We start from the raw sequence: 18,608 nt of genomic DNA on the forward strand, positions 1-18,608 counted from the left end.
CCGCGGCGAGCGCTCGCCGCGGGCAAGGCGCGATCGCAGATCGTCACGTCAAGCTTGGCCACGAGAATCGCTCAATCCGCTACAACCTTCGTCGGATTGAGCGATTTTTCAGACTATCCGCCCTGGTCAACAGGTCTGAATTCAGCCAAACGCGGTGGCGGGCCGCACCCGCCGCGCCGGGTGCGGCTTTCTGTTTGCACGCGACAGCGATCAGTTCATTCTACCGGCAATGACAGCGCCCGACCCGACGGATTCGTCTGGCGGGACCGGTCGCGCCATGCGCGCCGCAACACTCACGGGAGGTCGTCACCATGTCCGGACCGGACACAACGCGTATCCTCAACAATCCGAAGTTCCGCGAGCTGGTGGCCGAGCGGACGCGCTTCGGCTGGCTGCTCTCGGCCATCATGCTGGGGATCTATCTCGGCTTCGTGCTCCTCGTGGCCTTCGCCAAGGGTTTCCTGGCGATGAAGATCGGGGCGGGCGTGACTTCGCTCGGCATCCTGCTCGGCGTGGCCGTGATCGTCTCGGCCTTCGTGCTGACCGGCATCTACGTCCAGCGCGCGAACGGCCGCTTCGACGACCTCACCCGCGACCTCAACCGGGAGCTCGCCCGATGATTCGCCTGCGCCTCCCCGCCCTCGCGGCCCTCGCGCTCCTCGCCGCCGCCACCGCCGCGAGCGCGGCGGGTCCCGACCTCGGCGCGGTCCAGAAGCAGAACCTGAACTGGTCCGCCATCGGCATGTTCCTGCTGTTCGTGCTCGGCACGCTCGGCATCACCTACCGGGCCGCCGCGCAGACCCGCTCGGCCGCCGACTTCTACGCGGCGGGCGGCGGCATCTCGGCCGGCCAGAACGCGCTCGCCATCGCGGGCGACTACATGTCGGCGGCCTCGTTCCTGGGCATCTCGGGCCTGGTGTTCTCGTCGGGCTTCGACGGGCTGATCTACTCGATCGGCTTCCTGGTCGGCTGGCCGATCGTGCTGTTCCTGATCGCCGAGCGGCTGCGCAACCTCGGCAAGTTCACCTTCGCGGACGTGGCCTCGTTCCGCCTCGACCAGACCCAGATCCGGGTCCTGTCGGCCACCGGCACCCTGGTGGTGGTCGCCTTCTACCTGATCGCCCAGATGGTCGGCGCCGGCAAATTGATCCAGCTCCTGTTCGGCCTCGACTACCTCTACGCGGTGGTGCTGGTCGGCATCCTGATGATCGTCTACGTCGCCTTCGGCGGCATGAAGGCGACGACCTGGGTGCAGATCATCAAGGCCTGCCTGCTGCTGGCGGGCGCGACCTTCATGGCCCTGGCGGTGCTGTGGCGCTACGGCTTCAACCCGGAAGCCCTGTTCGCCGCGGCGGTCAAGGAGCATCCCAAGCACGACGCCATCATGGCGCCGGGCGGCCTCGTCAGCGACCCGATCTCGGCCATCTCGCTCGGCATCGGCCTGATGTTCGGCACCGCCGGCCTGCCCCACATCCTGATGCGGTTCTTCACCGTCTCGGACGCGCAGGCGGCCCGCAAGTCGGTGTTCTACGCGACCGGCCTGATCGCCTACTTCTACATCCTGACCTTCATCATCGGGTTCGGGGCGATCACCTTCCTGATGAACGATCCCTCCTACTTCAAGGCGGGGGCGGACGGCGCCTACGACCGCATCGCCGGGCTGATCGGCGGCACCAACATGGCGGCGGTCCACCTCGCCAACGCCACCGGGGGCGCGCTCTTCCTCGGCTTCATCTCGGCGGTGGCCTTCGCGACCATCCTGGCGGTGGTGGCGGGCCTGACCCTGGCGGGCGCCTCGGCGGTGAGCCACGACCTCTACGCGCAGGTCATCGCCCGCGGCCGGACCTCCGAGCAGAAGGAGGTGCGCCTGTCGAAGCTCTCCGCCGTGGTGATCGGCGTCGTGGCGATCGTGCTCGGCTACGTCTTCGAGAACCAGAACGTCGCCTTCATGGTCGGCCTCGCCTTCGCGGTGGCGGCGAGCTGCAACTTTCCGGTCCTGGCGATGTCGATCCTGTGGAAGGGCACGACCACCACCGGCGCCCTGGTCGGGGGCCTCGTCGGCCTGATCACCGCGGTGGCGATGGTGGTGCTGTCGAAGGCGGTCTGGGTCTCGACCCTGGGCTACTCCACGGCCCTGTTCCCCTACGACAACCCGGCCCTGTTCTCGATGCCGATCGCCTTCCTGGTGATCTGGGCGGTGTCGAAGGCCGACGCCAGCGCCCGGGCGCGCCGCGAGCGCGACAGCTTCGAGGCCCAGTACGTGCGCTCGGAGACCGGCATCGGGGCCGCCACCGCCCACGCCCATTGAGGGCCCGGCCCCTCCCCGCCCGGGCGGCGGCGAGGGGCCGCCCGGTGACGCGGATGGCGGGGTCGGCCCGATGAACGGGTCCGCTCCCGCCTCCGTCCCTCGCCCGGGAGCCACGCCCCCGCGCGACACGCCCTCCGCTTCAGTAGGCGTTCTCGGTCTTGAGCAGGGCGAACGGCGTCATCGCCAGGATCTGCAGGTCGAAGAACACCGACCAGTTCTCGATGTAGTAGAGGTCGTGCTCGACGCGGCGCTGGATCTTCTCGCTCGTGTCGGTCTCGCCGCGCCAGCCGTTGATCTGCGCCCAGCCGGTCAGGCCGGGCTTGACCTTGTGGCGGGCGAAGTAGCCGTCGACGACCTGGTCGTAGAGCGTGTTGGCGGCCTTGGCCTGGAGCGCGTGCGGGCGCGGGCCGACCAGCGACAGGTCGCCCTTGAGCACGTTGAACAGCTGCGGCAGCTCGTCGAGGGAGGTCTTGCGGATGAAGCGCCCGACCGGCGTCACCCTGGGATCGCCCCTGGTCACCAGCCGGGCCGCCCCGGCGTCGCTCTGGTCGACGTACATCGAGCGGAACTTGTAGACCTCGATCAGCTCGTTGTTGAAGCCGTAGCGCTTCTGCCGGAACAGCACCGGCCCCTTCGAGGTCAGCTTCACCGCGAGCGCCACCGCCAGCATGATCGGCGCGAAGGCGACCAGCATCAGGCCGCCGACGGTGCGGTCGAACATGGCCTTCACCACCACGTCCCAGTCGGCGATCGGCTTGTCGAACAGGTCGAGCACCGGCACGGAGCCGAGATAGGAGTAGCTGCGCGGGCGCAGGCGCAGCTTGCTGGCATGGGCCGAGAGGCGGATGTCGATCGGCAGCACCCAGAGCTTGGACAGCATCTGCAGGATGCGCGCCTCGGCGGAGATCGGCAGGGTGAAGATGATGAGGTCGAGCCGGGTGTTGCGCGCGTAGGCGACGAGGTCGCTCACCGTGCCGAGCTTGGGGTAGCCGGCGACGACGTCCGAGGAGCGCCCGTCCGAGCGGTCGTCGAACACGCCGACGATCTTGACGCCGGAATCCGGCTGCCACTCCAGCGCCTTGATCAGCGCCTCGGCGGGCTCCCCGCCGCCCACGATCGCGGTGCGGCGGTCGAAGCGGCCCTGCCGCATCTGGTCGCTCACCGCGATCGACAGGGCGAGCCGCCCGCCGAGCAGGAGCACCAGTCCGGCCAGGTAGTACGCGCCGAGCCACAGGCGCGAGTACTGGTCGCCGAGCTTGGCGAAGAACAGCACGGTCGCGGCGAGCAGGAAGACGAGGGACCAGCCGAGGGCCACCCGCAGGCCGAACTGGAAGAAGGCCCGGAAGGCGCGGATCCCGTAGGAGCCGGCGACCTGCTGCACCGCGAGGTTGAGCGCGGCGAGGCCGAATATCGCCGCCAGATAGCCGAGATGCAGCGGCACCAGGCCGTGCAGCACCGCGAGCTGTGCGGCGATGCCGGTCGCGGCGACGAGGCCGAACTCCGCCGCGCGCACGCAGCCCGTCAGCACCACGAGCGAGAGCGGCCCGCCCTTGCGCGGCGGCACGAGATTCTCGGCCGGCGGCATCGCCGCCCGGCTGCCGGCCTCGCCCGGCTGGGCGGCGGCCGACTTGAGAATGTCGCGGACGTCGAACGCAGTCATCTCGCGCCTCACGGATGCGCCTTCCTCGGCGGCACGATCACGGGCCGGGGGCCGATCGCGCGCCCCCGCGCGCATTCTCCGGTGGGGCCGTCACGGAAGCCTTAACGCGCTCCCGCCCGGCGCGGCGCCTCGGCGGTCCCCGGGAGGTCCCGCGCGCGGACGGCGTCCGCCGCGCAGGCGGCGTCCGCCGCGCAGGCGGCATCCGCCGCGCAGGCGGCGTCCGCCGCCCGGTCGGGCGGGGCGGATTCCCCCGCCTCCCGAGCCTCGGCCGCCGGGCCGCGCGCGTCGCGGGCCGCGCGGTAGCCGGCGAGGATCCCCTCGGCCATCCGCTGCATCGAGAAGCGGGTGCGGATGAAGGCGCTGAGGCCCGCCGCCTCGTCGCGCCGCTCCGCGGCCGGCTGGTCCAGCTTGCGCAGCAGCGCCCCGGCCAGCGCCTCGACGTCCCGCGGCGGGACCAGGGCGCCCGAGGCCGGGCCGAAGATCTCCGGGATGCCGCCGACATTGGTCGCCACGAGGGGCTGGGCGGCGGCGGCGGCCTCCAGCACCACGTAGGGCAGCGACTCGGCGAAGGACGGCACGACCATGATCGTCCCGCGGGACAGGGCGGAGCGGATCGGCTGGGGCGGCTCGAAGCGGACGACGTCCTCGAGCCCGAGCGACCGGACCCGCTGGCGCAGGGCGGCCTCGTCGGGGCCGGAGCCGACGACGAGCAGCGTCAGCCGCCGCCCGAGGGCGTGGCGGATGCGCGCGAGGGCATCGAACAGCACGGGCACGCCCTTCGCGTCGCGCAACTCGCCGATGTAGACGAAGTCGCACGGCTCGGCGGCGGGCGCGATCGGGGCGAATTCCGCCGCGTCGATGCCGTTCTGCACGACCCGCACGAGGCGGTCCGTCTCGCCCACGTAGGCGGCGTAGCGGCCCGCGATGTAGGCGCTCTCGAACAGGAAGACGTCGGTGCGGCGCGTCAGCCCCCCCTCGGCCGCCATGTAGAGGCGGTGCAGGACCGTGCCGGGCTTGTAGTTGAAGCTGCCGCCGTGGGGCGTGTAGGCCCGGACCGGGTCCGGCACGCGGCGCGGGGTCACGACGAGGCGGGCGAAGAGGCCTCCCTTCGAGCCGTGGCCGTGCAGCACCGTCGGGGCGAGGCGGCCGACGACGCCGTGCAGGCGGGCGAGGGCGGCGAGGTCGAGCGGGTGCGGGTTGCGCCGCATCGGCACCCGGGTGAGGCCCAGCGCGAGCGCGGGCGCGATCTCGCCGAGCACGGCGGCGGCCCGCTCGCCGCCCGTGCTCGCGTCGCAGAACAGCCCGACCGCGTGGCCGGCCGCGATCTGCAGGCGCGCCACGTCCATCACGTGCCGGAACAGCCCGCCGACCGGGGCGCGGAACACGTGCAGGATGCGCTCGGGCGAGGCGGGCTCGCCCCGCAGCGGGGCCGCGGCCGCGGCCGGATCGGCGGAACGGAGTTGGGGGACGGCCACGAACCTCTCCCGGACGGCGGCGCGGCCGGTCATCCGCCCGGGACGGGCGAGCGGACCCCGCGCCTGCCCGTCTTGGCCGAGTCTTCGTCGCCGGGCCGTTAAGCGCCGGCGGCGGCCCGGGCGACGCCTCGGACCGTGGTTAAGGTCGCGTGTGGAGGATGGCGCCGCGCCCGCCTCAGAACCAGCGCTCCTTGATCAGGATCGTATCCCCCGGGCGGACCGGATAGGTGAGCGGCACGATGCCGGAGACCGGCCCGTCGCGGGTCTGGCGGGTCAGCACTGCGTAGTCGCGCGCCGCCCGCGGCCCGAACCCGGCCGCGATCGCCACGGCCGTCTCGACCGTCATCCCGTTCACGTAGGGGTACTGGCCCGAGGTCGTGACCTCGCCGAGGATGAAGAACGGCCGGTAGAGGTCGATCTCCACGGTCACGTGCGGCTCGCGGACGTAGCCGTCGCGCAGCCGCGCCTCGATCGCCCGCGCCGCCTGCAGCGTGGTCCCGCCCCCGACCGCGACCGGGCCGATCAGCGGCATGATGATCCGCCCCGCCCCGTCCACCATGTAGAGGTTCGACAGGTTGTCCTGCCCGAACACGATCACCCGCAGCCGGTCGCCGGCCGCGAGCGGGTACTGCGTCCCGATCGACCCGGTGGCGGTCGCGTCGAGGTACTCGGTCCGGTACTCGGGATGCATGCAGCCGCCGAGCGCCAGCGTGGCCGCGAGACCGGTCAGAAGAACGCGTCGATTCATTGCTCTCGGCCTGATGCGTCCGATGCGGCAGGTTTATGCGGGCGTGGTTAACGAAAACTCACCTGATCCCGCCGCGCCCGTGATGAGAAATTTACCGACCCGCAACCTTAATCAGTTGTGATGCGGCCAGGGCGGCCCCGGCCGGCCTCGGCTTCTCACACCGCAGACGGCCCGTATGCTCCGCGCGTCTCCCGCCATCCCGTCACCGCCGCCGGGCGCCGTGACCGATCCCCTCCCGCGCCATGCGGAGCGCGCGGCGGGCGAGGGCGTCGCGCTCGGCGACATCGGCCGGCTGCTGCGGCGGCACTGGCTGGCGATCCTGCTCCCGACCCTGGCGGCGCTGGCGGCCGCGATCGCCTTCGTTCAGCTCGTCCCGCCCCGCTACACCGGCGAGGCCAAGCTGCTGCTGGAGAGCCGCGACAGCGCCCTGACGCGGCTGCAGCAGGAGCGCGGCGACGCCGCCCAGCCGATCGACGAGCAGGCGGTGGCGAGCCAGGTCCAGGTGGTGATGTCCCGCGACCTCGCCCGCGAGGCGATCCGGCGCCTGAACCTCGTCGGCAACCGGGAGTTCGACCCGACCGTGGAGGGAATCGGCTCCCTGCAGCGGCTGCTGATCATGCTCGGGCTGGTGCCGAGCCCCCTCGACCGGGACCCCGAGGACCGGGTGCTGGAGCGCTACTTCGACCGGCTGCTGGTCTACTCGGCGGGCAAGTCGCGCATCCTGACGATCGAGTTCCGCTCCCGCGACCCGGACCTCGCCGCCCGCGGCGCCAACACGATCGCGGACCTCTACCTCGCCTCGCTCGCCGCCGCGAAGGTCGACACCGCGCGCTTCGCCTCGACCTGGCTCGGCAGCAACGTCGAGACCCTGCGCAGCCGCGTCGCCGAGGCGGAGGCCAAGGTCGAGGCGTTCCGCGCCCGCAACGGCCTGATCGGCGGCCTCGCCGGCAGCGGCGGGGCGCAGCCGATCGGCGCGCAGCAATTGACCGAGCTCTCCAGCCAGCTCACCCAGGCCCGCGCCGCCCAGGCCGACGCTGCGGCCAAGGCCAAGCTCATCAAGGACATGATTCGCGACGGGCGCGCCTTCGAGATCCCGGACGTCGCCAATAACGAGCTGATCCGCCGCCTCGTCGAGCAGCGCATCACCCTGCGCGCGCAGCTCGCGCTGGAGGGCCGCACCCTGCTGCCGCAGCACCCGCGCATGAAGGAACTGACCGCGCAGGTCACCGACCTGGAGGGGCAGATCCGCGCGGCCGCCGACCGCACGGTGCGCACCCTCGAGAACGACGCCCGCATCGCCGGCAGCCGGGTCGAGAGCCTGCAGGCCGCGGTCGACGCGCAGCGCGAGGTCGTGGCCAAGGGCAACAGCAGCGAGGTGCAGCTGCGCGCCCTCGAGCGCGAGGCGAAGGTCCAGCGCGAGCAGCTCGAATCCTACCTCGCGCGCTACCGTGAGGCCGCCGCGCGGGATGCCGAGAGCGCCGCCCCGGCCGATGCCCGGGTGGTGTCGCGGGCGATCGTGCCCGACACGCCGTCCTTCCCCAAGAAGCTGCCGATCATCGGCTTCACCACCGCCGTCGCCTTCCTGCTCGCGGCCGGCAGCGTGCTCGCGCGCAGCCTCATCGCCGACGATCCCGACGACCTGCGCGGCCGCGGCCGGCCGCGGCCGCGTCGCGCTGCGGTGCTCACCGATGTGAGCGCGCGCCCCGACGCGCCCGCGCCCGCGCCCGCGGCGGGCGGGGCGGCCGCCGCCCTCGCCGAACCGGAGGCCGGGGCCGCCGAGGAGGAGGATCTCGGGTGGGGCGCGCCGCCCGCTTCCGCGCAGGATCCCCTCCCCGCCCCCGCGATGCGGGAGGAGCCTTACGAATTCGACGCACTGGTGGCCCGGCTCGCCTCCGTGGAGAGCGCGGGGGACGGGCGGCGCGTCCTGATCCTCGGATCGGGCGGCGCGGGCGAGCCCGAGGCGCTCGCGCTCGCGCTCGGGCGGTCGCTCGCGCGCTCGGCGCGGGCGGTGCTGCTGCCACTGGACGCGGCGGCGGGCGGCGCGCCGGGCCTGACCGACATCGTGCTCGGCGAGGCGCCGTTCGGGGAGGCGATCCAGCGCGACCCGGGCTCCCGCCTCCACCGGGTCGGCCCCGGCTCGCACGCGCCGGGCGTGCTCCTCGACGAGCGCGAGGGCCTGGGCCTGACCTTCGACGCCCTCGGGCAGGCTTACGACTGGATCCTCTGCGTGCTGCGCGACGACGGCCGCGACCCGGGGACGCGCGCCCTGGCCTCGGCGACCTGCCTCTGGATGGACGCGGTCGTCATCGCCTCGAACGCGCCGGCGGACGATGCCGACCTCGTCGCCCTCTACGCGCTCGCCGAGGGCGCCGGCGTGCCGGAGGTGATCGTGGCGCAGGACCGGCCGCCGCCCCCGGTCGCGGTGCCGGCCTACCCGCTGCGGCGCTCCGCCTGAGGCGCCGGGCCCCGCGCCCCGGCCCGCGGCGTCCCGGCACGGTCACGGAACGCTGACCGAGACGCCGCGGAGTCGCGCTCCCGGCGCCACCGGCCGTTAAGGCTCCGCGCCGTTCCTCCCCGTTCACCCCGGGGCAAGCATCTTCGCCAACCGGAACGACAGAATTCCTCGCGGATTATCGTCCCGCTTCAATGGTCACGCTCGAGGACCACAGGGATGATCAAGCAGAGTGGATGGGCCGCTACCATTGCGGTGGCGGCCACGGTGGCGTGCGGCCCGGCGACGGCGCGCGAGATCGTCGCCTTCGAGGCGGACGTGTCGCCGGGCAGCATCGTCGTGCGGACGAGCGAGCGCCGGCTCTACTTCGTCAACGGCGACGGCACGGCGATCCGCTACCCGATCGCGGTCGGCAAGTCCGGCAAGCAATGGACCGGCCTCGCCCATGTCGAGGGCAAGTACGTGCAGCCGGCCTGGTCGCCGCCCTGGGAGGTCAAGCGCGACAATCCCCGCCTGCCGAACGTGATCGCGGGCGGCTCCCCGCGCAACCCGATGGGAGCGGCCGCGCTCACCCTCGACCGCGGCGAGTACGCGATCCACGGCACGAACCGGCCGAGCTCGATCGGGACCTTCGCGTCCTACGGCTGCATCCGGATGTACAATCAGGACGTCGTGGACCTGTTCGGCCGCGTCGCCGTCGGCACGCCGGTCATCGTGACCCGCTGAGAGGGTGAGGATCGTTCCGTCCGCGCCCCCCGTCGGCGTCCCGGCCAGCGGGTCGAGCCATCCGTCCCCGGCCGCCGAGGCTATCGCGGCAACGGCCCAGGATGCGGACGCACCGGGCCGTTGACCGTCTCGAATTTCCGACACCAAGCAAGGGCTTGGCGAGAAGAATGGTTTGGCGCGAATTCGAGAACCGAACCGGCGGCCACGAGACATGGCCGCGGGTGTCATACCAAATCCGCTTGATCCCTTCGGGAGGGCGGATTTGGGCTTCGCTCAAGCGCCGCGCGGGCGTGTGATCCGGGATCCGCTTTGATCAAGCGGATCCCGGATCAGGCGTCCGGCCCGGCGCCTCGCGCGGGCGGCGCGGTCGCCTCGACCGCCGTGAAGGTCTCCAGGACGCGGTAGGTGTGCTCGGCCCCGGCGGGGACGAGCCAGGAATCGCCCGGCTCCAGCCGGATGGTCCGGCCGGATATCTCCAGCTCCGCGCGGCCCGCGACGACGTAGCCCACGGTCTCGTAGTCCCGGGCCACGACGGGCTTCTTGTCGGTCGGCGGCTCCTTGTCCCAGAGCCGCATCGCGACGCGCTGGCCCGCGGCGAGGACGCGCTCGCCCTGCGGCCCGCGCGGGGCGGTCTCTCCCGAGATCTTCGTGATCGTCGTGCCGGCCATCGGCGCCTCCTCGCTCTCCCGATCCCAACGGAAGCGCGAGGCGCCCGTTCCCTCAGCGCAGGGAGGCCGCGATGGCGCGCTGGATGCCGCGGATGTCGGCGCCGCGCCGCAGCGTGCGCGAGATCGGGTCCGGGCGCCCCGAGACCCAGACCTTCAGCTCGGAATCGAGGTCGAAGCTGCCGGCATTCTCGACCGAGAACGAGGTGATCGCCCGGTAGGGCACGGTCAGGTAGGAGATCTTGCGGCCCGTGACGCCCTGCCGGTCGACGAGGATCAGGCGCCGGTCGGTGAAGACTATCAGGTCGCGCAGGACCCGGAAGGCGACCTCGACCGTCTCGCCCGGCACGAGCATGCCGTCGAGTTCCCGCGCCACGTCCGCGGGCGCCGCGTCGCTGCCGTGACCGAGCAGGCCGTCGAGGAGGCCCATGGCGCATCTCCCTCAGAAATCCGTGGCGAGGCCCTTCACCTCCCAGTCGTCGTAGCGCACCGGCTCCAGGCCGCCGCGCCCGTCGATCTCGCGCGCCCGGCGGATCTCGGCGGCGCGGGCGTCGATGGCGGCGCGGCGGGCCTGCGCCTCCGCGAGGGCGCGCTGCGCCGCGGGGCTGAGGGTCTTGCGCGGCGCCTCGGCCAGCCTCTCGTCGTCCATCATCGTGCTCCCGCTTGCATCCGGGCCGGCGCGGTGCCACGCCCGGCGCCTCGCGCGTCGGATCCTTCCCCGCAGGTGGAGGGGAGCCGGCGCGCCGTCAAGGCGGAGCGGCGACGGGCGCATGGATGACGGGCAGGACGAACGAACGGCCGGGCTCGCCGCGCGGCGCCTCGCCTATGCGAGCGTGGCGGACCTCCTGGGAGCCCGCTCCGGCACCGCGCTCGACGACGTGCTCGACCCGGCCGCTTCGCGCGCCGCCCTCCCGGGGCCGGACCTCGCGCTGGCCCGCGCCATCGCCACGGCGACCTTCCGGCATCTCGGGCTGATCCGCCACGCCCTCGCGGCCCGGCTCGCCGAGGGGCTGCCCGAGGGCCAGCCGAAGCTCCTGGCGCTGCTGGCGACCGGCGCGGCGCAGATCCTCGTCCTCAACGTGCAGGACCACGCGGCCGTGGATCTCGCGGTGCGGCTCGCCAAGGCCGATTCCGGGCTGCGCCACCTGTCCGGGCTGGTGAACGCGGTGCTGCGGCGCATCTCCCGGGAGAAGGCGGCGATCCTCCGGGAGGGGGAGGCCGACCCGCTCGGGATCGAGACCCCCGGCTGGCTCGCCCGGCGCTGGAGCGCCGCCTACGGCGCCGAGACGGCGCGCTCCATCGCGGCGGCGCATCTGCGCGGGGCGCCGCTCGACCTCTCGGTGCGCGGCGACCCGGCGCCCTGGGCGGAGCGCCTCGGCGCGCGCCTCCTCCCGACCGGGAGCCTGCGCCTCGACGAGTCCCGCACCCCCGTGCCGCTCCTGCCGGGCTTCGCCGAGGGGGAATGGTGGGTCCAGGACGCCGCCGCCGCCCTGCCGGCCCGCCTGCTCGCGGTGCGGCCTGGCGAGCGGGTCGCGGATCTCTGCGCCGCGCCGGGGGGCAAGACCGCCCAGCTCGCCGCGGCGGGGGCGAGCGTCCTGGCGGTCGACCGCTCGGAGGCGCGGCTGCGGCGCCTGCGCGAGAACCTCGCCCGCCTCGGCCTCACCGCCGAGGCGCGGGCCGCGGACGCGCTCGCCCTGCCCGAGGACGAGCGCTTCGACGCCATCCTCCTCGACGCGCCCTGCAGCGCCACCGGCACGATCCGGCGCCACCCCGACGTCGCCTGGACGAAGCGGGAGGCGGATCTCGGGCGGCTCACCGCCCTGCAGGCGCGGCTCCTCGACAAGGCGGCGCGGCTGCTGCGGCCGGGCGGGCGGCTCGTCTACTGCACCTGCTCCCTCGAACCCGAGGAGGGCGAGGGGCAGGCCGAGGCGTTCCTCGCCCGTCACCCGGATTTCGCGCGGCGGCCGGTCGACCCGGCGGAGATCGGCGGCGAGGCGGCGCTCCTCGGCCCCGCGGGCGACCTGCGCACCCTCCCCTGCGCCTGGTTGCCGGCCGAGGGCGGACGGGGCGGGCTCGACGGATTCTTCGCCGTGCGCCTCGGCAAGGCGGCCTGAGGCGGGCGATCCTGTTCACAAGCGCGCCCGCGCCGTTTGACGCCGCGATCATCCTTCACCATTGGTTGTCATCATCCCCGCGGGCGCGGGGACCTCGGGGGGTGGCGTGCACTGGGGGCCTGACCGCTGGCGCTTCTACCGGCTCGTCGGGCGCGAGATCGGCCGCGCCGCCCGCTCCGCCATCCTCCACCTCTCCTCGGCGCCCTCGGCCTTCGCGCGGCTGCGGCCGACCGGCCTCGTCATCGCGCCCCAGGACCTGCGCACCAGCGACGCCACCCTGGCGGGCGACATCTACGCGGGCCTGTTCGTGTTCGCCGGCCGGGCCCTCGCCACGGGCGGGCGCTCGCCCTTCGACTTCACCCCGCCCTCGCCCGAATGGGGGGAGGCGCTCTACGGGTTCGGCTGGCTGCGGCACCTGAGCGCCGCCGACAGCGCGCTCGCCCGCTCCAACGCCCGCGCCTTCGTGCAGGACTACCTCGCCGGGCGCGGCGACCGCGACATCGCGGACCGGCCCGCCGTCGCGGCCCGCCGGCTGATCTCGCTGCTCAGCCAGTCGCCCCTCGTCCTCGAAGGGGCGGACCACGCCTTCTACCAAGCCTTCCTGAAGGGGATCGGGCGCTGCGTGCGCCGCCTCGACACGGCCCTGAGGCACGGCATCCCGCCGCGCCAGCGCCTCGCCGCCGCGGTCGCGCTGACCTATGCGGGCCTGTGCTGCGACGGGTTCGAGCCGGTGCTGCGCCGGGGCGTGCGCCTCCTCTCCCGGGAGCTCACCCGGCAGATCCTGGCGGATGGCGGCCATCGCAGCCGCGACCCGGCGGCCGTGCAGGAACTCCTGCTCGACCTGCTGCCCCTGCGCCAGAGCTTCCTCAGCCGCGACATCGCCCCGCCCGATCCGCTGCTCGTCGCGATCGACCGGATGCTGCCCTTCCTGCGGCTGCTGCGCCACGGGGACGCCTCCCTCGGCCACCACAACGGCATGGGGGCGACGGAGGCCGACCAGCTCGCGACCCTGCTGATCTACGACGGGGCGCTGGCCCGCCCGCTGATGCACGCGCCCCACACCGGCTACGCGCGGCTGGAGGCGGGCCGCACGCTCCTCGTCGCGGATATCGGCCCCGCGCCGCCGCTGGTCTACTCGACCGTGGCCGGGGCGGGCTGCCTGTCCTTCGAACTGTCGAGCGGCGCCCAGCGCCTCGTGGTCAATTGCGGCATGCCGGCGAGCGGCGACGAGATGCGCCAGCTCGCCCGCACCACGGCGGCGCACTCGACCGCGGTGCTCGGAACCGCCTCGTCCTGCCGCTTCCTCAACCCGCCCGGGCCCGGCTTCGCGCACCCGATCGCCGCCTGGCTGCGCCACCGGATCGGGCCGGTGATCCTGCGCGGGCCGCTCCGGGTCCCGGTCGAGCGCGGCAGCGCGCCGGACGGCACGGCGGTGCTCGCGGCGAGCCACGACGGCTACCTCGCGGGATTCGGGCTGATCCATGAGCGGCGCTGGCGCCTCGCGCCGGCGGGCGACCTCCTGGAGGGCGAGGACGCCTTCCGGCGGCCGGAGCGGGAGGGGCGCGCCCGCGGCGCCGGCCGCCCGGTCGAGGCGGCGATCCGCTTCCACCTGCATCCCTCCCTGCGGGTGAGCCGGGAGGGCCGGGCGGTGCGCCTGCAGGGCGCGGGCGGCGAGGCGTGGCTGTTCGAGACCGAGGCGACCGATCCGGTGATCGAGGAGAGCGTCTTCTTCGCGGCCTCGAACGGCGCCCGGCGGACCGAGCAGATCGTGCTGCACCTCAAGGTCGCGGACGGCACCCGGCTGGCGTGGCGCTTCCGGCGCGCGTGATCCGCTGTCCGGACGATCACGTCCGGACAGCGGATCACGGGCCCGCGCGGCGCCTGAGCGACGCCGACATCCGCATGGCCGAAATGGGAGATGGCGACGCAATCCGTCGGATGTCGTATGACACTCTGACCCGCGGGGTCCGCCCACCCGGCACCGGTTGCGCCGCGGGGCCGCGGATCCCGCGGCGCATGGGGGCCCAGCGCCGCCTCGTCTGGTCTCCCGGGGCCGTTTCTGCTACCGCGCCCGGACTTTGCAGCCGAAGGCAGGCGCCCGCGCCGGTGCGCCGCCCCGTTATCCGGACGTCGACCCATGGCGAGCGACCTCACCCCCGTCACCCGCGCGCTGCTCTCGGTCTCCGACAAGAGCGGGCTCGTGGACTTCGCGCGCGCCCTCGCCGCCCGGGGAGTCGCCCTCGTCTCGACCGGGGGCACGCACCGGACGCTCACCGAGGCGGGGCTCGCCGTCACCGAGGTGTCCGACCTCACCGGCTACCCCGAGATGATGGACGGGCGGGTCAAGACCCTGCATCCGGGCGTGCACGGCGGGCTGCTGGCCGTGCGCGACAATCCCGAGCACCAGGCCGCCATGCTGGCCCACGGCATCCCGGCGATCGACCTCCTGGTCGTCAACCTCTACCCGTTCGAGGCGACGCTCGCGGCCGGGCGCCCCCCGGCCGAGTGCATCGAGAACATCGACATCGGCGGCCCGGCGATGATCCGGGCGGCGGCCAAGAACCACGACGACGTCGCGGTGGTGGTCGACGTCGCCGATTACGCGGCGATCCTGGCGGATCTCGACGCGCATGCGGGCTCGGTCACACGGGCGACCCGCCGCCGCCTCGCCCAGAAGGCCTTCGCCCGCACCGCCTCCTACGACGCCGCCATCGCGACCTGGCTCGAGGGCGAGTACGCCGCCGATCTGCCCGGGGCGCCGGCCTTCCGGGCCCTCGGCGGCACCCTCGCGCAGGGCCTGCGCTACGGCGAGAACCCGCACCAGAAGGCCGCGTTCTACCGCACGGCCGGCGCCGCGCGCCCGGGCGTGGCGACGGCCCGCCAGCTCCAGGGCAAGGAACTCTCCTACAACAACCTCAACGACACGGACGCCGCCTTCGAGTGCGTCAGCGAGTTCGACCCCGCCCGCACGGCCGCGGTGGTCATCGTCAAGCACGCCAATCCCTGCGGCGTCGCGGAGGGCGGCACATTGCTCGCGGCCTACGAGCGGGCGCTCGCCTGCGACCCGGTCTCGGCCTTCGGGGGCATCGTCGCGCTCAACCGCACGCTCGACGCCGAGGCCGCGCGGCGCATCGTCGAGATCTTCACCGAGGTGATCATCGCCCCGGACGCGACGGGCGAGGCGGTGCGGATCGTCGCCGCCAAGAAGAACCTGCGCCTCCTCGTCACCGGGGGCGTCGGCGATCCGCGCCAGCCGGGCCAGGTCTGGCGCAGCGTGGCGGGCGGCATCCTGGTCCAGGACCGCGACGCGGCCGTCGTCGACGACATGGACCTGCGCGTGGTGACCAAGCGGGCGCCGAGCGAGCGCGAGCGCGCCGACCTGCGCTTCGCCTTCCGGGTCGCCAAGCACGTGAAGTCGAACGCGATCGTCTACGCCCGCGACGGGGCCACGGTCGGCATCGGCGCCGGGCAGATGTCGCGGGTCGATTCCTCCCGCATCGCCGCCTGGAAGGCGGCCGAGGCTGCCAAGGCCGCCGGGGCGCCGGAGGGCCTCGCGCGCGGCGCCGTGGTCGCCTCGGACGCGTTCTTCCCCTTCGCGGACGGGCTGCTCGCCGCCGCCGAGGCCGGGGCCACGGCGGTGATCCAGCCGGGCGGCTCGATGCGCGACGACGAGGTGATCCGCGCCGCCGACGAGGCCGGTCTCGCCATGGTCTTCACGGGAACCCGCCACTTCCGGCACTGACCGCGGGGGCGGCGGGCGACGCCGCGCGGACGCGGTTGCGGCCGTCGCTCTTCGCCGCGTAGAGGGCCGCGTCCGCCCGCTGGAGCGCGGGTTCGATCCCGTGCTCGTCCTCGCGCAGGATCGCGACCCCGATGCTGACCGTGACCCGGATCGGGTCCTGGCCGACCCGGAAGGGGTGGGCCTCGGTGGCGGCCCTGACCCGCTCGGCGAGAGCCTCGGCCATGGCGGGATCCGCACCGTGCAGCACGACCAGGAACTCCTCCCCGCCCCACCGGGCGGCGATGTCCCGCGCGCGCAGGCTGCCGCGCAGGCGCCGGGCGAATTCCACCAGCACGGCGTCGCCGCCCTCGTGGCCATGCCCGTCGTTGATGGCCTTGAAGTGGTCGATGTCGGCGAGGAGGATGGCGGCCGGTCGGGCCCGGCCGTGGGCGAGCTGCGACAGGCCGCGGCGGTTGGCGAGGCCGGTCAGCGGGTCGGTGCCGGCGAGATGGGCGAGGCGCAGGCTCGCCCGCTCGCCCGCCATCGCCAGGAAGCCGAGATAGACCAGCGCGCTGCAGGATTGATCGATCACCAGCGAGAGGTCGGCGCCGCGATTCGCGGCCATGGCCGCCGGCTCGACGGCGAGCAGCGCCATCGAGGCGAGGAAGATCACCAGATAGGTCCCGAAGCCGGCCGCCACGACGGCGGAGGACCACAGGCGGGCGATCGCGCCGTCGCGCAGCAATTCGGCCAGGGTGACGGCGATCTGGACCGCGAGGGCCGCGAAGGCGGCGACCATCGCGGCCCTCTGGCCGAGGCCCAGGGCCGCCCCGTAGGCGAGAGCCGGCAGCAGCGCGAGACCGACGAGCCGGCGCCGGTCGAGGGGCCGTTCGTTGAACAGCCGAAGGCCGCTCCAGCACAGGGCGTTGCTGGCTCCGAACAGGAGATAGGCGGCCAGGTCCGGCTGGGACGTCGCTCCGCCGCCCGTGCCGGCATGGTAGACGAGCCCCGCCGACGATATCCCGATGCTCAGGCACCAGTGCAGCAGGAAGGGCTCGGACCGCTGCCGCCGCCACCAGATTCCCATGACCACGATGTAGGCAAGGCGGGCGCTGATGCTCGCGAACAGCAGCGTGGTGGAATCGAGGGCCATGGCTCAGTCACGCACAGCTCGGCACCCGTCGCGCATCGTCGCCGCGGTGCCCTCGCGGGCCGGATCCCGCCGGCCGGGCCGCTCCGCCTCCGCACCAGTTCAGCGCCGAATCGTTACCGACTGACCCAACGGCATGGATCGGATTCGCCGACGGAGCGGAGCCGCCGCGGTCGCGCGAGTCCGGGGCGGACCGGGCGCCGCGCCAAGCTCCGGATCCCGCGGGGAGAATCGCGTTGACGCCCGCCCCGGCTTGCGCCAAGCGTTGCCGGGACCGCGCGACGGCGGCGCCACGGGACGCTGATGCGGCTGAACGAACATGCCCTGCGGGCGCGGGTGCTGGCGGAGGTGCATGCCCGGCCCTTCATGCCGGTGAAGACCCCGCGGCGCTTCCTGCACTACGCCTTCCTGACGGATGGCGAGGCGGCGGCGGCGGACCGGGCCGCGCTCGACGCCTATTGCGCCGGCCTCGGCCTGCCGGGGCCCCCGGCGGCGGCCAAGCAGCACCGGGTGGTCTTCTCGGGGGCGATCCTGCGCTGGGAGAGCCACAGCGAGTTCACCACCTACACCTGGGAATACGCGGACCAGCAGGGTCTCGCCTTCCAGCCGCAGCCCGACGCGCTCGCCGGGCCGATGGAGGGCCTGCCGCAGCCGGGCGACCTGCTCGTCGCCGTCGACCTCCACCTGCTCGCGGCCGGCGAGGGCGACGTGCCGCCGGAGATCACCGCGACCTTCTCGCCCTCCTCCCTGGCGGTCGCCCAGGCGGAGGGCGGCGCGGCCGTCATCGCCACCGACTTCCAGGCCGACCCGCACGGCTTCGTGCGCGTCGTCGTGGCGGATCGCGGCATGACCCGGGTGGCGGCCGGCGCCCTGGTGCAGCGCGTCCTGGAGATCGAGACCTACCGCACCCTGGCCCTGCTCGGCCTGCCCGAGGCGCAGGCGCTCGGCCCGGCGATCCGCCGGATCGAGACCGCCCTGCCGGTGCTGATGGAGGAGATGCGGGCGAGCGAGGGGTTCGAGGCCAACCACCAGCTCCTCGACCGGCTGATCGCGCTCTCGGCCGAGCTCGAGGCCGGGGCGGCCCGCTCGCTCTTCCGCTTCGGTGCCACCCGGGCCTACGACGAGCTGATCCGCCTGCGCCTCGACGCCATCCGCGAGCAGCCGATCCCCGGCCAGACGAGCTGGTCGGTCTTCCTCGCCCGGCGCTTCAACCCGGCGATCCGCACCTGCATGGCCACGGGCGAGCGGCAGGACACGCTCTCCGAGAAGCTCTCGCGCGCCGCCCAGATGCTGCGCACCCGGGTCGACGTCGAACTGGAGAAGCAGAACCACGCCCAGCTCCAGGCGATGAACGACCGGGTGAGGCTGCAGATCCGGCTGCAGCAGACCGTCGAGGGCCTCTCGGTCGCGGCGATCAGCTACTACGTGGCGAGCCTCGTCCATCACGTGCTGGAGGGCGCGCACGCGGCGGGGCTCCCCGTCGACGCCACGATCGGGACCGCGGCCGCGGTGCCGGCGATCGTGCTCGCGGTCGCCTGGACGGTCCGGCGCATCCGGCGCCGGCACGCCGAGGGCGAGGCCGGCTGACG

15 protein-coding genes are annotated in these 18,608 nt (G+C 73.7%); 8 read left to right on the plus strand and 7 right to left on the minus strand.

All coding sequences use genetic code 11. The features are described 5' to 3' along the window. The first annotated feature begins 311 nt into the window (after nt 1-311). A complete protein-coding gene (locus QA634_RS14990) occupies nt 312-620 on the plus strand; it encodes a DUF485 domain-containing protein (protein WP_012332765.1) in 309 nt (102 codons plus the stop codon). Further along, nucleotides 617-2,308, plus strand: a complete 1,692-nt coding sequence (locus QA634_RS14995; RefSeq protein WP_012332766.1) for a cation acetate symporter — start codon at nt 617-619, stop codon at nt 2,306-2,308. The genes QA634_RS14990 and QA634_RS14995 overlap by 4 nt, the downstream gene beginning before the upstream one ends. A gap of 139 nt (nt 2,309-2,447) precedes the next feature. Here the strand turns inward: QA634_RS14995 and QA634_RS15000 are convergent, their stop codons facing one another. The 3 genes from QA634_RS15000 to QA634_RS15010 form a co-directional block, all read right to left on the minus strand. Next, nucleotides 2,448-3,968: an undecaprenyl-phosphate glucose phosphotransferase gene (locus tag QA634_RS15000; RefSeq protein WP_012332767.1), complete on the minus strand. Its 1,521-nt coding sequence runs from the start codon at nt 3,966-3,968 to the stop codon at nt 2,448-2,450. A 101-nt stretch (nt 3,969-4,069) separates the two neighbouring features. After that, nucleotides 4,070-5,476, minus strand: coding sequence for a glycosyltransferase family 4 protein (locus QA634_RS15005; RefSeq protein WP_012332768.1), 1,407 nt, complete (start codon nt 5,474-5,476; stop codon nt 4,070-4,072). Between the two features lie 142 nt (nt 5,477-5,618). Next, entirely contained in the window at nt 5,619-6,191 is a 573-nt protein-coding gene (locus QA634_RS15010; protein ID WP_012332769.1) for a polysaccharide biosynthesis/export family protein, read from the minus strand. 175 nt (nt 6,192-6,366) lie between these two features. On the opposite strand from QA634_RS15010, the gene QA634_RS15015 reads away from it, so the two are divergent. Next, the gene (locus tag QA634_RS15015; protein WP_012332770.1) at nt 6,367-8,646 is read left to right on the plus strand and encodes a GumC family protein; all 2,280 of its coding nucleotides are present in this window, start codon (nt 6,367-6,369) and stop codon (nt 8,644-8,646) included. Nucleotides 8,647-8,862: 216 nt separating this feature from the next. Beyond that, on the plus strand, nt 8,863-9,369 hold the full coding sequence (locus QA634_RS15020; RefSeq protein WP_012332771.1) for a L,D-transpeptidase: 507 nt from the start codon (nt 8,863-8,865) through the stop codon (nt 9,367-9,369). 329 nt (nt 9,370-9,698) lie between these two features. Here the strand turns inward: QA634_RS15020 and QA634_RS15025 are convergent, their stop codons facing one another. The 3 genes from QA634_RS15025 to QA634_RS15035 are packed head-to-tail and all read right to left on the minus strand — an operon-like array spanning nt 9,699 to nt 10,683. Beyond that, nucleotides 9,699-10,037, minus strand: coding sequence for a cupin domain-containing protein (locus QA634_RS15025; protein ID WP_012332772.1), 339 nt, complete (start codon nt 10,035-10,037; stop codon nt 9,699-9,701). Between the two features lie 52 nt (nt 10,038-10,089). Beyond that, nucleotides 10,090-10,464: a PH domain-containing protein gene (locus QA634_RS15030; RefSeq protein ID WP_012332773.1), complete on the minus strand. Its 375-nt coding sequence runs from the start codon at nt 10,462-10,464 to the stop codon at nt 10,090-10,092. Nucleotides 10,465-10,476: 12 nt separating this feature from the next. Further along, nucleotides 10,477-10,683: a DUF1674 domain-containing protein gene (locus QA634_RS15035; RefSeq protein WP_012332774.1), complete on the minus strand. Its 207-nt coding sequence runs from the start codon at nt 10,681-10,683 to the stop codon at nt 10,477-10,479. Between the two features lie 121 nt (nt 10,684-10,804). On the opposite strand from QA634_RS15035, the gene QA634_RS15040 reads away from it, so the two are divergent. The 3 genes from QA634_RS15040 to purH all read left to right on the plus strand — a co-directional run bounded on the left by QA634_RS15040 (nt 10,805) and on the right by purH (nt 15,890). Continuing rightward, nucleotides 10,805-12,148: an RsmB/NOP family class I SAM-dependent RNA methyltransferase gene (locus tag QA634_RS15040; RefSeq protein WP_012332775.1), complete on the plus strand. Its 1,344-nt coding sequence runs from the start codon at nt 10,805-10,807 to the stop codon at nt 12,146-12,148. A gap of 106 nt (nt 12,149-12,254) precedes the next feature. After that, complete coding sequence (locus QA634_RS15045) at nt 12,255-13,976, plus strand: heparinase II/III family protein (protein ID WP_012332776.1); 1,722 nt, start codon at nt 12,255-12,257, stop codon at nt 13,974-13,976. A gap of 309 nt (nt 13,977-14,285) precedes the next feature. Next, nucleotides 14,286-15,890, plus strand: coding sequence for a bifunctional phosphoribosylaminoimidazolecarboxamide formyltransferase/IMP cyclohydrolase (purH, locus tag QA634_RS15050; protein WP_012332777.1), 1,605 nt, complete (start codon nt 14,286-14,288; stop codon nt 15,888-15,890). Here purH and QA634_RS15055 read toward each other — a convergent pair. Beyond that, complete coding sequence (locus tag QA634_RS15055; protein WP_012332778.1) at nt 15,862-17,022, minus strand: GGDEF domain-containing protein; 1,161 nt, start codon at nt 17,020-17,022, stop codon at nt 15,862-15,864. The genes purH and QA634_RS15055 overlap by 29 nt on opposite strands. Before the next feature lie 300 nt (nt 17,023-17,322). Between QA634_RS15055 and QA634_RS15060 the strand changes: the two genes are divergently transcribed. Continuing rightward, entirely contained in the window at nt 17,323-18,606 is a 1,284-nt protein-coding gene (locus QA634_RS15060; RefSeq protein WP_012332779.1) for a DUF3422 family protein, read from the plus strand. The last annotated feature ends 2 nt before the right edge of the window (nt 18,607-18,608 follow it).

Origin of the sequence: Methylobacterium sp. CB376, assembly GCF_029714205.1 — a bacterium.
GTDB lineage: Bacteria > Pseudomonadota > Alphaproteobacteria > Rhizobiales > Beijerinckiaceae > Methylobacterium.